The following is a 14,061-nucleotide window of genomic DNA, read 5'->3' as shown; positions in this document are numbered from 1 at the left end:
CTATTTATAACCTTGGGCTTGCAAGTCAAATAGTTCTGCATATAATCTGGGAGCTTTCATGAGTTCTTCATGAGTTCCCAGTTCAAGAATACGTCCTTTTTCTAAAACAAGAATACGGTCTGCCATACGTACCGTACTAAAACGATGCGATATTATTATACTCGTTTTACCTTTAGTAAGATCTATAAACCGTTCAAAAACTTCGTATTCGGCTTTTGCATCTAATGCAGAGGTTGGCTCATCTAGAACCATTACCATAGCATCTTTCATGTAAGCTCGTGCAAGCGCAACTTTTTGCCACTGCCCGCCAGATAATTCTTGGCCTTTTTTAAATCTTTTTCCTAATTGAGTCTCATAACCGTCTTGTAAATCTTTAATAACTTCAGTAGCCAGACTCAACTGGGCTGCATTATCTATACGTTTATCATCTTTTACGGCAAGTATATCTCCTACGGCGATATTTTCACGCAGGGTAAATTCATATCTAAAGAAATCCTGAAAGATTACTCCAAACATTTGTTGGAATTCTGCTTTATTATATTGATTAATATTGATTCCATCTAATAAAATTGCCCCTTGAGTGGGTTCATAAAACCGCAGCATCAATTTAATAAGTGTAGTTTTCCCGGCACCATTTTGACCTACAAAAGCCATTTTCTCTCCGGCTCTTAGTTCAAAACTCACCCCTTTTAACACTTCAGTATCACTGCCGGGATAACCAAAGTGCACATCTTGAAGTTCAAATCCAATTTTAATTTCAGTAGGAAGTTCTAGAAAATTCTTATCTTGATCTGGAATGATTAAATCTACAAAATCAAAATAATCCTTTAAATACAATGCACTTTCAGTAATACGCGTAAAATTTGAAAAGAAGGTTTGTAAGTTATTACGAAGGCGGTTAAAGGATGCCGATAAGAAAGTAAGTTCACCTATTGTAATCTCACCTAGTAATACACTGCGGATGATGACTATATATGCACCATAATAGCATATTACACCCAGGATATTAAAAAGTGCACTATAAATACTTCGTTTTACGGTAATACTCTTATTGATAGAATAATATTGCTCACTTAGATTTCTAAAACGTGTTGCTATAAAATCTGTAAGTCCAAAAAGTTTTATCTCCTTGGCTGTTTTATCATTTGCACCTATATATCGCAAATAATCTAATTCTCTGCGTTCTGTTGTCCAGCTTCTTGATAATGAATATTGCTGACCGCTAAATCGAATTTCGTTTATAAATAATGGTATAATACTTAAAGCCAGAAGTACAATGAGCAAGGGCTCGAAGTATATTAGACCAGCAATGAGTGTAGCTATAGAAATAATACTTTGAGCTTGACCCAGTGCGTTGCTCATAAGCCCTACTCTACCCTGAGTTTGCTGTCTGGCACGTTCAAGTTTATCATAGAATTCTGAGTCTTCAAGCTGGCTCATATCTATTTCACTTGTTTTTCTAATCATTGTCTCAGATGAGCGTATGTTGTATTTGTCACCTAGAAGACCATCGGTAATAGCGATTATTCTGCTTATAACATCAGAAACCACTGCAATTACAAATTCGAGAATTACATAATTCCACAATTGCGTGTAATCTGGATCTGTTGCAGCCACCTGAGCAATTACCTCATCTATTATAAGTTTTCCTACCCAGAGAATAACTACAGGAGCAAACGAATTTATTAGTCTGCAGAGTAAGTTTACTAGAAACAATTGCGGACTAACAGACCAGATTTCTTTAAAAAAACGAGGAATAAATCGCAATGCTTGAAATGACGCTCTTACATTGGTCTTTTTATTATCTGAAATACTATCTAAATTGGGTCGCATATTTTATAAGTGCTGTAAGAAAACAGAATGAGTGTTGGTGGTCGTATAATTACACATAAAACTTCCGCAGAAAAACACTAAGCTATCTTTTTCATATTTATTTTGATACTATAAGTTGAGTACTAATAATTAAAGCAATTACTGAATCTCAACTTACCTTTTAATTTTACGTCTGTAGTATAAAATCAATAGCATACTACAAAGTGCACAAGAAAATAGAATAAAAAGTAATGGCATTACACCATTTGTAACTAATTGAGAAACAGCAACACTTGCTACGGAACCAAATAACATTCCTATACTTCCTACTAAGGCAGAAGCACTACCAGCCTGAATTGTGAATGGATCTAATGACAAGGCTGTAGTATTTGGGTTTTGAAAACCGATGCAAAAAAGCATCATAAACAAGAATGGATATATAATCCAAAATTGTACACCCACAACGCTACTTACGACTAAACCGCCAAATGTAAGTAACGTTAGTGCGATACTAATAGTTACTGCTATATTAAATAATGAAAATCTTCTTAGCGCAAGTCGGTTAATTTGACTTCCTAGTATCAGACCAAGTGCATTACTTCCAAAAACCCATCCAAATTGCTGTTCTGTTAGCTCAAAAAACGACAAGAATATAAAGGGCGCACTGCTCACATAACTTAGTAAAGCACCCAAAGAAAATCCACGTATCATCGCAAAAATGAAAAATTCTCTATTTTTTAAGATAGAGAGATATTCAGATAGAATACGTTTTGGCCGTAAGCTGGTTGCCGTATTCGGCTTGGCACTTTCGGGCAAAATATAAGTGATAAGTAATAGCATTAATACGGCAAAACCGGCAAGTATAAAGAAAACAGCTTCCCAGTCAAATGCTCCTATAACCAGACCACCTACAGTAGGTGCTATAATGGGTGCAACTCCCATAATTAACATGAGTGTCGATAGTACATCGGCAACTTGTTTCTTTTCAAATAAATCACGCACCATAGCTTTTGAAGCTACCATCCCTGCGCACCCTCCTAACGCCATAAAAAATCGAGCAGTTACGAGAATTTCTAACTTCCAACTAAAGGCACAAATCAGAGATGAAAAAATAAATAAGGTAAGTCCGCCGATAAGGGGTCGTCTTCTTCCAAACCTATCCATTAATGGGCCGTACGCTAATTGTCCTAGTGCAATACCAATAAGATAACTGGTTAATGTATAGCCTACTTTGCTAATATCAACATTAAAATCATTTGCCACATTTTCAAAACCCGGCAAGTACATATCTATTGAGAAAGGACCTATTGCTATTAGTGTTCCTAATATGAGTACAATAAGATTACGTGAGGATGTAGTATAACGTTTTGCCATTGAAGAATTTCAAGTCGCAAAATTAGACCACTCACCTAAGATAACAGGAAAACTAGTGTTATAGAAATGATAAAAATAATCGCTAATCTATAGCGATTACACAGTAAAAAGCCCCACTATAAATCGTATTATAGTAAAGCAAATAAACTTCTTCTCATTTCTAAGGATACGCAGAGTAAGTAACTCCATTTAAGCTAAATCCATAGGTACTTCCATTAATAACACATAAGCATCTTCAAGAGCTGAAATCTCCAATTCGGTAGCATCAATAATTCCTAAAGCATCTCTGCGGTCAAGTTGTTGTTCATTAATTTTAACGCTGCCCTCTAATACAAAAATATAAAGGCCATTTTCAGCTTTATTCATTGTATAATTTACAGTCTTTCCCGCGTCTAGATCGGTAAGGTTAAACCAAGCATCTTGATAAATCCAGACACCAGCATCATTTTGATTAGGAGATAGTATTTGCTGTAACTTGTTTTTTCGATCTGCCTTGTTTAAAGTTATTTGATCATAACGGGGAGTCACATTTTGAGTATGAGGAATAACCCAAATTTGTAGAAAAGCAACTTCTTCATCCTTATTCTTGTTATACTCACTGTGCTGTACACCGGTTCCTGCACTCATTACTTGAATATCTCCTTCCCTTATTACTGTAGTATTTCCCATACTATCTTGATGCTCTAGATCACCAGAAAGCGGGATTGATATGATTTCCATATTCTTGTGAGGATGAGTGCCAAATCCCATACCGCCACTTACTTTATCATCGTTCAAAACACGTAATGCTCCGAAGTTCATTCGTTCGGGATTGTAATAATTAGCAAAACTAAAAGAGTGCTTGCTATGTAACCATCCGTGATTTGCATCTCCTCGAGAATCAGATTTATGAAGAATTGTTTTCATAATTTACACAGTTATATTTATTAAAAAAATAAGTATTCATACTACCTAAATATAGTCGGAAACCAACTCAAAACTTACCCATACTTACCGTAGACCTCTATTCATTTTAAAATTGAGTCATCCTGAATGTTAATTTAAAGCGTCGTACTTTTACAACTTAAAAGAATAATCTTATGAAAAAATCCTTACTTACTCTTTTTGCTGCGATTGCATTTAATTCTTGCAAAACTGAAACAGATAAAAATACAGACACTGCTACTACTGAAGCACAAATTATTACCGAAGAGCGCACTCCTGAACAAGAGGTGGCTTTCAAAATTGCGGAGGCTAACGGACTTGCAAATTGGGAAAATGTATCTCAATTAGAATTTACATTTAATGTAGATCGTGGAGATACGCATTTTGAGCGTGCTTGGAAATGGAGTCCTAAAACGAATGATATCACTATGATAAGTGAGAAGGATTCGGTTAACTACAACCGTCATGCTATTGATAGCCTAGCTATGAATGCAGATAAAGGTTTTATAAATGATTCATACTGGCTTCTTGCTCCAATGCATCTGGTATGGGATGAGACCGGGACCAATTTGAAATTACAAGACACGGCAACTGCGCCTATGAGCAAAAAACTTCTGAAAAAAATTACTATTACATATGGTGACGAAGGTGGTTATACTCCAGGAGATGCTTATGATTTTTATTACGATGAAAATTATATGGTAAGAGAATGGGTTTACCGAAAAGGGAATGTTTCAGAATACTCTATGGTTACTACTTGGGAAGATTACAACAATTATAACGGTATAAAGATCGCTTCAGATCATAAAGCTCCGGAAAATGCTGTTCACTTATATTTTACAGATATTGCGGTTAAGACGGAAGAGTAATAATAAACTTTTTCAAAAAAAATATTAACCCACCAAAAGGTGGGTTTTTTATTTCCGCTTCAGGGTGAATGCTACACAACCCGCAAGAAATGTGAAAATCATCAAGGCTATAAAACTTCCTTTTAAATTAAAAGTTTCCGCTAAAAAACCCAGAAATACAGGACCTAACAAAAGACCGGTAAAACCAGTTCCCGCAATAAAGCTAATACCTTCTGCAGCCCTAATTCCTTTTAAATTCCCACTATATCTAAAGAGTTCCGGTACGACAATTGAAAGTCCGATACCTACAAAACCAAATCCTATCAATGCCAGCGTAGTTTCTCCATAAAGCACGAGAGCAAACCCTAATGTGGCGACAAAACTGCCAGCAATCATAATGGATCGAGATCCATATTTTGAACTCACAGTATCTCCAAAAAATCGCCCAAATGCCATTGTTCCATTAAAAATAGTATAACCCATACCTACTAAGGTAGCAGTTGCTAATGTTACTTTCTCTAAATATAATGCACTCCAGTCTACAATGGCCCCCTCTGCCGCCATAACCAAAAAGCCAATTACCGCCAACCCGACTAGCGGTCGTAAATTTTTTAATTTAAACTTGGTTTCTTCCTCTTCGTGAACATTTCTAAGATGTAGATAGTTTTTACTTAGAACAATATTAGCAAGTACCAAGAGAACAATTACCCCGGCCATGTGATACCAAGGCATAGCTATATAGGGAAGTATAACAGTACCTATACCCGCTCCCAGCATTCCGCCTAGACTAAAAAACCCGTGAGAAACAGACATAAAGTGAATTTTATCTTTCTTCTCAAGTTCGGTTACTAGTGTATTTATTGATACATCAAGCAACCCGGAAAATACTCCTACAACAAACAAAGCCGCACAAAGTAATGTATAAGTTGGAGCTAAAAAAGGACCAATAAAGACAATACAAAACCCACAAATTGCCAGAAGCGTAGTTTTTCCTAGTTCAAGAAATTTGATAATTCTTGGGACAAAGGGTATGGTGGCAAGTGTTCCTAACGCCATAAAAAACACCGCAAACCCTAACATACCCTCACTAATTTGCAGCTTGGCCGTTATTTGAGGTATGTAAATAGCCCAAGTACCAAATACGATATTTAGTGTAGCAAATAAAAATACTGGTGTAAAGTATCTCATATTGCTAAAAACAAGACGGAGTGCTTTCATAGTATCTTTAATTTTGGAAAAGGAAAAATACCAAAAATCTAAGCACGTACTAAAACTATTTTAATTGCTACTTTTACAGCTTATGTTAGAAGAAAAAAGCACATACCAGAATTCGTTAGCCTATGCAAAACAGGCTGATGCAGAAGATCCATTAGCACATTTTAGAGAGCGTTTTAATCTTCCTAAAGATGAGAATGGAAAAAATCTTATTTATCTCTGCGGAAACTCTTTAGGACTACAGCCTAAAAAAGCCAGAGATTATGTTGAAGAGGAGCTTAATAACTGGGCAGAAATTGCAGTTGAAGGTCATTTTAAAGCAAAAGTTCCGTGGACTGAATATCACGAGCTGCTAACTAAACCTATGGCAGACATTGTAGGTGCAAAGCCAAGCGAAGTTGTGATTATGAACACGCTAAGTACAAATTTGCACTTAATGATGATTTCGTTTTACCGACCTACTTCAAAGCGTTATAAAATTTTGATTGAAAGTGACGCCTTTCCTTCAGATAGCTATGCTGTAATATCTCAAATTAAAGAAAAAGGATACGATCCTGACGAAGCTCTAATACTTTGGAAACCCAGAACAGAGGAGCACTTATGTCGTTTTGAAGATCTCGAAGCAATTATTGAGGAGCACGGTAATGAAATTGCGCTGGTAATGATAGGAAATTCTAATTACTATACCGGTCAAAAGTATCCTATAAAAGCAATTACAGAATTAGGCCATAAATATGGATGTAAAGTAGGTTTTGATCTTGCACACGGTGTAGGTAACATTGATGCAGACCTACATGAGAACGGACCTGATTTTGCGGTCTGGTGCACTTATAAATATCTAAACAGTGGTCCTGGTGCTATAGGCGGTTGCTTTGTACACGAGCGTCACGCAAATGATAGAGATATCCCACGCCTTACTGGCTGGTGGGGACATAAAATGGATAGCCGTTTTAATATGCGTGTTGATTTTGATCCTATTGAGGGTGCAGAAGGTTGGCAATTAAGCAATCCGCCCATATTATCAATGGCTCCCATACGGGCATCTCTTGAATTGTTTGCTGAAGCCGGATTTAAAAATATACGTGCAAAATCCAAAAAAATCACAGGCTACTTAGAATTTTTAATAAAAGATTTAAAAGATGATCGTATAGCTATTTTGACTCCCGAAAATCCGGAAGAGCGCGGTTGTCAATTATCTATTCAAGTAAAAAATGCAGACCGAAGCCTGCACGACGGGTTTATGCAGGCAGGTATTATCTGTGACTGGAGAGAGCCAGATGTTATACGCGTGGCTCCCGCTCCTCTATACAATAGCTTTGAGGATGTATATGAAATGACTCAACGTCTAAAAGAACTTTTAGCTAAAAAATAAACGGTCGTTTTAAACAACCACCCATTAATAGATCACTTTTGAAAAATCAAGAACATATATTAATTATTGGTGCTGGACTTTGTGGTTCTTTACTAGCATTACGCATGGCTCAGCGAGGCTATAAGGTTACGTTGATGGAAAAGCGTCCAGATTTACGAGAAGAGATTGTAGATTCTGGCCGCTCAATAAATTTAGCATTCTCAGACCGCGGAATGAAAGGTCTACGCCTTGCTGGACTAGAAGATAAGGTCTTACCGCTATGCATACCTATGAACGGACGTATGATTCATAGTGCTGACGGGCAATTATTTATGAGCGCCTACAGCGGAAGAAATCACGAATACATCAACTCTATTTCTCGTGAGGACCTCAATATTATGCTCTTAAATGAGTGTGATAAAATGCCAGATATAACGATGCATTTTAATCAAAAATGTACTGGTGTTGAACTTGAAACAGCAAAAGCGACATTTGAAGATTACAAAACTCAGAAAGAGACACATTATCAAGCAGACATTTTAATGGGTGCAGATGGCGTAGGTTCAGCGTTACGTAAAAGTATGCTAGACCATCGCAAATTTTTATTCAGCTATGGGCAAGATTTTTTAACTCACGGCTACAAAGAATTATCATTTCCGGCGTCTGCCGATGGTGGTTTTTTAGTAGAAAAAAATGCTTTGCATATCTGGCCTAGAGGAAAAGATATGATGATTGCATTACCTAATCTTGATGGGAGTTTCACGGTCACCCTATTTTTATCTTGGGACGAAGGAAAAGACAGTTTTGAAAGTCTCAATTCTGATGCGGCGATACTTGATTATTTTGAAAGAGAATTCCCAGATGCATTAGCGTTAATGCCTAATTTAATACAAGAATTTAAAGAAAATCCCACTTCTCCATTAGGAACTATAAAATGCTCACCTTGGCACGCCTATGGCAAAGTTTTACTTCTGGGAGATGCAGCGCACGGCATAGTGCCATTTTATGGTCAAGGAATGAATTCTGCATTTGAAGATATTGATGTCCTAGATAAAGCTTTAAATAAGCACGAGGGAGACTGGAAAGCAGTTTTTAAAGCTTATCAGGATGAACGCAAAGAAGATACAGATGCGATTGCAGATCTTGCTGTAGATAACTTCCACGAGATGAAAGCGCATACTGCACGGCCTATATTTCAGGAAAAAAGAAAATTAGAGATTGCCTTTGAAAATGAATTTCCGCAAGAGTATTTTTCTAAGTATTCTCTGGTAACTTTTAGAGAAGATTTACGCTATTCTGAAGCAATGCGCAGAGGCCGGGTTCAAGATAAAGCTATTTTAAATTTAATTTACGACGGGAAGTTTTCTGAAAGTATGACCCTTCAAGAAAAACTAAATCTCGTAAAACAAGAAACCCGCAAAATGCTTCATGACGATGAGGTTGTAGAAGGATTAGAAGAAGAATAAAAATATGCATTTTATTTCTGAAGAACTTGATGATTATGCAGTTGCTCACTCTTCTAAAGAACCGCAGCTCTTAAAAAACCTTACACGCGAAACTTATCAAAAAGTGGTACAACCGCGTATGCTTAGTGGTCACTATCAGGGACGAATTTTGAGTATGATCTCAAAACTTGTAAATCCTAAAACTATTTTAGAAATAGGAACGTATACGGGATATTCTGCCCTATGTCTTGCCGAAGGCTTGCAAGCAAATGGTACACTTCATACCATAGATATTAATGAAGAACTGGTAGATTTTCAAAGAAAATACTTTGACTTATCTGGGTATGGGTCCACTATCAAACAACATTTGGGGAATGCTCTGGACATAATCCCCCAAATTACTGAAGAACTAGACCTGGTATTTATTGATGCCGATAAACCTAATTATCCTGCTTACTTTGACCTTATAGTAGATCGTTTAAAACCGGGTGGTATTTTACTATCAGACAATGTGCTATGGAGCGGAAAAGTTGTAAAAACTTTAAATCCTAAAGACACCTCAACCGCCGCGTTATTAGAATATAATAAACTTCTTGCCGAAGATCCCCGACTAGAAACAGTTTTGCTTACAATACGAGACGGACTTACCATAAGCCGAAAAAAAATCCCATCTTAAAAGATGGGATTCGGTAATTAACACGGTAGTAAATTATTCTAAAAAAAGATATTTCAATCTTACAAAGTCCTATCTATTTTAAAACGGTTGTTAGTTATTATAATATGAAGATATTACTAATATTTGAATAATACATCAATAACCTTACAGAAATAATAATAAAACTAAGCAATATTCAATAAGTATACTTATTATTAATAATTATCTAATTCAACTATAAGTATAATGTGTTGATAGTTTACAGATTACGCTTTACACTTCCTGTAATCTCGCTTATGTGCTTCTTGGCATCATCAATTTCTTTCTTGACATCTTTTGCTATGTCTGTATTGATTCCCTGCTTATCTGCACTTTTAGTAATTTCAGTTTTGATATCGTTTGTAGCGTTTTTTAAAGTACGCATTCCCTTACCGAGACCTCTTGCAATATCAGGAACTTTATCAGCGCCAAATACCATTACAATGATAAAAACGATAAAGCCTATTTCTGCGCCGCTAATAAAAAATGGTATATTCATAGTTCTACAAATATATGGGGAAAAATGAAAAGCCGATGAAAGATCACCGGCTTTTTAATGTAATTAATTCTTAAATTAATTAATCTTCAGAACCTTCTTTAAAGCTATCAAATTCGCTTACCGGCTCTTGTTTTGGCCAGCTGTTGTTAGTAACGTCAACATCTGCAGTTTCTAAATTAGGATCCAGCATAACACCTACAAGTTCTTTATCTGTTGCAAGAACTTTTGTTACTGCCGCATCATTTTTGCGCCATACCTGTACAGGATATGTAACTTTCTCTTTAGAACCATCTGCATAACTATATTCAACAATAATAGGCATAGGTATCCCGCCCGGCTTATTAAATGTTACTGCGTAAAAATGTTTTGGTGCTTTTAACTTTGCACGTTCTGCCGGTGTAAAGTTATCCATCATAAACTCATTAAGGTTAGGCGCATTTTCAGTAACAGCCTTACCTTTCATAGCTGCATCATAATCTTCACCACCTTCTTCAACAACATAAACAGCGTCTACATTAGCAGGGTCTGCACCATATCTTGCAAGCATTTCTTTACCAGCAGCTGTAGGTTTATTTGTTAAGTAATATGATTTAACGCTTTCTACACCCATATCAACATTCTCGGTTGTATAAAACCAACCTCTCCAGTACCAGTCAAGATCTACAGCAGAAGCGTCTTCCATCGTGCGGAAAAAATCTTCAGGTGTAGGATGCTTAAACATCCAGCGTTGTGCGTAAGTTTTAAAAGAATAGTCAAATAACTCACGACCCATAACTGTTTCTCTTAAAATATTAAGCGCAGTTGCAGGTTTTCCGTAGGCATTGTTTCCTAACTGATAAACATTTTCAGGATTTGACATGATAGGCGAGATAAAATTTTGATCGCCACCCATATAACCTGTTATTTTTGAAGGCTCTCCACGACGTGAAGGATACTTCGAATTTGGTGCTATTGCCTCAGGAAAATTCTCTCCAAAATCTTGCTCTGCTACATATTGTACAAAAGTATTAATACCTTCATCCATCCAACCCCACTGGCGCTCGTCACTGTTAACGATCATTGGGAAAAAGTTATGACCTACCTCGTGAATAATTACACTGATCATACCATATTTTGTACGATCGCTATAAGAACCATCTTCATCTGGGCGACCATAATTCCAGCATATCATAGGATATTCCATCCCTTGATTTTGACCGTGTACAGAAATAGCTTTAGGGTATGGGTAATCAAAAGTCATTCTTGAATAAGACTTTAAAGTTTGTACCACAGCTTTGGTTGAATATTCTTCCCAAAGCGGGTTACCTTCTTTAGGATAAATAGAAATAGCCATTACATCTCCTTTAGGAAACTTAACCGCTTGAGCATCCATTATATACTTGCGAGAAGATGTAAATGCAAAATCACGTACATTATCGGCATGCAACTTCCAGGTTTTCTTTGCTTTACTACGACCTTTTTCAATTTCGACAGCTTCTGCTTGTGATCTAATGATAACCGGCTTGTCATAACTCTTTTGAGCTTGCTCCCAACGGCTCATCATTTCTTTTGAGTACACCTCTTTTCTATTCACAAGATCCCCCGTACCGTCTAATAAATGATCTGCAGGAACTGTAATTTCTACATCATAATCGCCAAAAGGTAGTGCGAACTCACCGTTACCCCAGAACTGATAATTTTGCCATCCTTCTACATCATTGTATACACACATTCTTGGAAAAAATTGTGCAATAACATAGTTTTTGTTTCCGTCAGGAAAACTTTCATAACCAGAGCGTGCTCTGTCTACAGTATGTTCAACAATATTAAAATTCCACTTTACGCTAAATTCAAATTCCTCACCTGGCGCTAGTGGTTGTGGCATATCTATTCGCATCATTGTGAAATTTATCATATGCTTTAGAGGCTTCCCGTCTTGAGTAACTTCTAAAATATTGAACCCCCCATCAAAAGGTTCTTTCATATAACTATTCACAATTGAACCAGGTTGGTTTACCGGTGCTAATCCGCTACCATCTTTCTCTAGTGCAGGAGAATCTTTTTTGCGTATATTTTGATCTAATTGCACCCATAAATACTCTAATTTATCTGGTGAATTATTTTTGTATGTAATGGTCTCGTAACCACTTATGGTCTGATTATCATCATTAAGCTCAATTTTAATTTCATAATCAGCTTCATTCTGGTAATATGCAGGTCCTGGGGCTCCAGAAGCCGTACGGAATTGATTAGGCGTAGCAAATTCATTATAAAGTTGTCTAAACTTATTAGTGTTTGTGTGCCCAGCCTGGCGTTCTTCTTTAGCTGGTGCTTCCTGAGCAAAACCTACAGAGGCTGCTAGAAACATCAAACTAAATAATGTGTACTTGATTTGTTTCATAAATTGTAATTCGATTTTGTGCTTTTGAATTCTATAAAAGTAAAGATTAGGTATATGTTAATAAATTATTCAGAAAGTTTTAACATTGCTTTATCATTTTCTTTGTTAAGCAGGTAACTTTTCTTGGTGTTGCCCACTTGAAGATGTATCACATTCTTTTGATCTGGAAACATATCCATCAGCAAAGTATTTTCAATTTCTATAGATTGAGGATTAGTAATGTTCTTAACTTCCACAAAACATACCACGTAGTCAACTTCATCCTTATGACCTATATAGGATAGCTTCTGCTCTTTGCCATTTATTGAGACAATGAACTTTGAATTAAAGTATTTTTGAATGTAGGCATCTAATTTTTCCTGATCATAAGTTTTATCTACCTTGATGGATTTGTCATAACGTTCTTGAAAAACTTTTTCCAGATCATCATAAAACACGCGCGTAACTATTTTTAGAGATTTAGACTTTACATCGTAGTCTGCCTGAGTTACACTAAAATAATATTTATGGGCGCTCGCAGCCATTAATGGTAGAGCTACGAGAATTAAAACAAGTAATTTTTTCATAGATTTTATAAAATTAAAACTTTAAAAGAAGTCTTAAACTTTTTTTCAAATCTATCTGAACAAAATATATTCCAAAAATTAGATTATTCCTTTTTCTGAAGATTAACACCATCTATTTGCTTAAACTGAAGATATAATGGTGCCTGATCCATTAGGAGTTCAATTAAGGATAACGGATTATCCTCTGAAGCTATCTGAAGGTTTTCAGTTTTGTCCTGATAAATATAATGCGCAAAATCATCAATATATTTTGCTGGAATATTGAGCTGATAAATATATGTGCTGTCTGAAACTAGATTACGTGCTTTTTGAACTCTTATTTCCATATTAGAAATACGAACATGATTTTTTAGCATTTTAGTACGTCCAGAAATTGCATTTATAACAGCATTTACCGGTATGATACCTCCACCAGAATGAGTTGCAGTATATAGTTTACGCTCTTCTTGCGTAATGATGGGACCTGTATATACAGGAAGACCTGCATCTGCAGGATTGAATGGTTTCTCAACTTTTGGGATATTCATATCATCCCCAAGCCTTCCACTTAAATCTATATCGCTAATGTTTACATCTTCGAGTTCGGTAACATTAGTTTCAAGCTCTAGTTTTAGAAAGTTTTTAGCTATAATTTCTGAAGTAATTACAACTTCCTTTGGCTTAAACTGTACGGCTGATATATATAGTGTATCCTGCTCGCGCACTGGAATTCTAAAAACACCTTTTTCATTTGTTATTGTCCCTTTTTGCAAGGTTAAATTGAGAACATGTAGATACTCGTGATCTATAGAATCATTAGTGATTTTACCAGTTAACTGAATAGCCTCTTGCCCCTGAATATGCAAAGGTATAAGCATACTACCGAAGAGTACAAAAAATAGAAAGTATTGCTTATTCCTAAACACGTGAGATAGTGGACTAATGATTTGTTTTCTTAAATACGTGACAAGTAT

Annotated in this window: 12 protein-coding genes; 4 read left to right on the top strand and 8 right to left on the bottom strand. The window is 36.1% G+C overall.

All coding sequences use genetic code 11. The features are described from left to right. From DSM00_RS03160 to DSM00_RS03150, 3 genes are all read right to left on the bottom strand, one after another. Positions 1-1,833, bottom strand: coding sequence for an ABC transporter ATP-binding protein (locus DSM00_RS03160; RefSeq protein WP_128756561.1), 1,833 nt, complete (start codon positions 1,831-1,833; stop codon positions 1-3). A gap of 153 nt (positions 1,834-1,986) precedes the next feature. Beyond that, positions 1,987-3,186 carry a multidrug effflux MFS transporter gene (locus tag DSM00_RS03155; protein WP_128756560.1) on the bottom strand — a complete coding sequence of 400 codons (1,200 nt, stop codon included), beginning with the start codon at positions 3,184-3,186 and terminating at the stop codon, positions 1,987-1,989. 189 nt (positions 3,187-3,375) lie between these two features. Beyond that, positions 3,376-4,092 carry a pirin family protein gene (locus tag DSM00_RS03150; RefSeq protein ID WP_128756559.1) on the bottom strand — a complete coding sequence of 239 codons (717 nt, stop codon included), beginning with the start codon at positions 4,090-4,092 and terminating at the stop codon, positions 3,376-3,378. Between the two features lie 173 nt (positions 4,093-4,265). Between DSM00_RS03150 and DSM00_RS03145 the strand changes: the two genes are divergently transcribed. Continuing rightward, positions 4,266-4,979 carry a hypothetical protein gene (locus DSM00_RS03145; RefSeq protein WP_128756558.1) on the top strand — a complete coding sequence of 238 codons (714 nt, stop codon included), beginning with the start codon at positions 4,266-4,268 and terminating at the stop codon, positions 4,977-4,979. A 48-nt stretch (positions 4,980-5,027) separates the two neighbouring features. Here DSM00_RS03145 and DSM00_RS03140 read toward each other — a convergent pair whose 3' ends face one another. Beyond that, complete coding sequence (locus DSM00_RS03140; protein WP_128756557.1) at positions 5,028-6,176, bottom strand: MFS transporter; 1,149 nt, start codon at positions 6,174-6,176, stop codon at positions 5,028-5,030. 82 nt (positions 6,177-6,258) lie between these two features. On the opposite strand from DSM00_RS03140, the gene kynU reads away from it, so the two are divergent. The 3 genes from kynU to DSM00_RS03125 are packed head-to-tail and all read left to right on the top strand — an operon-like array spanning position 6,259 to position 9,645. Then, on the top strand, positions 6,259-7,545 hold the full coding sequence (gene kynU / locus DSM00_RS03135) for a kynureninase (protein ID WP_128756556.1): 1,287 nt from the start codon (positions 6,259-6,261) through the stop codon (positions 7,543-7,545). A gap of 38 nt (positions 7,546-7,583) precedes the next feature. Further along, positions 7,584-8,990 carry an FAD-dependent oxidoreductase gene (locus tag DSM00_RS03130; RefSeq protein WP_128756555.1) on the top strand — a complete coding sequence of 469 codons (1,407 nt, stop codon included), beginning with the start codon at positions 7,584-7,586 and terminating at the stop codon, positions 8,988-8,990. A 4-nt stretch (positions 8,991-8,994) separates the two neighbouring features. Continuing rightward, a complete protein-coding gene (locus DSM00_RS03125; RefSeq protein WP_128756554.1) occupies positions 8,995-9,645 on the top strand; it encodes an O-methyltransferase in 651 nt (216 codons plus the stop codon). 238 nt (positions 9,646-9,883) lie between these two features. Here DSM00_RS03125 and DSM00_RS03120 read toward each other — a convergent pair whose 3' ends face one another. The 4 genes from DSM00_RS03120 to DSM00_RS03105 form a co-directional block, all read right to left on the bottom strand. Then, a complete protein-coding gene (locus tag DSM00_RS03120) occupies positions 9,884-10,162 on the bottom strand; it encodes a Sec-independent protein translocase subunit TatA/TatB (RefSeq protein WP_128756553.1) in 279 nt (92 codons plus the stop codon). A 79-nt stretch (positions 10,163-10,241) separates the two neighbouring features. Beyond that, complete coding sequence (locus DSM00_RS03115; protein WP_128756552.1) at positions 10,242-12,542, bottom strand: M1 family metallopeptidase; 2,301 nt, start codon at positions 12,540-12,542, stop codon at positions 10,242-10,244. Between the two features lie 65 nt (positions 12,543-12,607). After that, on the bottom strand, positions 12,608-13,108 hold the full coding sequence (locus DSM00_RS03110; RefSeq protein WP_128756551.1) for a DUF6702 family protein: 501 nt from the start codon (positions 13,106-13,108) through the stop codon (positions 12,608-12,610). Positions 13,109-13,191: 83 nt separating this feature from the next. Next, positions 13,192-13,965, bottom strand: coding sequence for a peptidase associated/transthyretin-like domain-containing protein (locus tag DSM00_RS03105; protein WP_128756550.1), 774 nt, complete (start codon positions 13,963-13,965; stop codon positions 13,192-13,194). Between the last annotated feature and the right edge of the window lie 96 nt (positions 13,966-14,061).

The sequence above is a fragment of the Leeuwenhoekiella aequorea genome, assembly GCF_004104375.1.
In the GTDB taxonomy this organism is placed as follows: domain Bacteria; phylum Bacteroidota; class Bacteroidia; order Flavobacteriales; family Flavobacteriaceae; genus Leeuwenhoekiella; species Leeuwenhoekiella aequorea.
The sequence above is the reverse complement of the archived record's forward strand: the minus strand, read 5'-3'. Positions and strand labels throughout refer to the sequence as shown.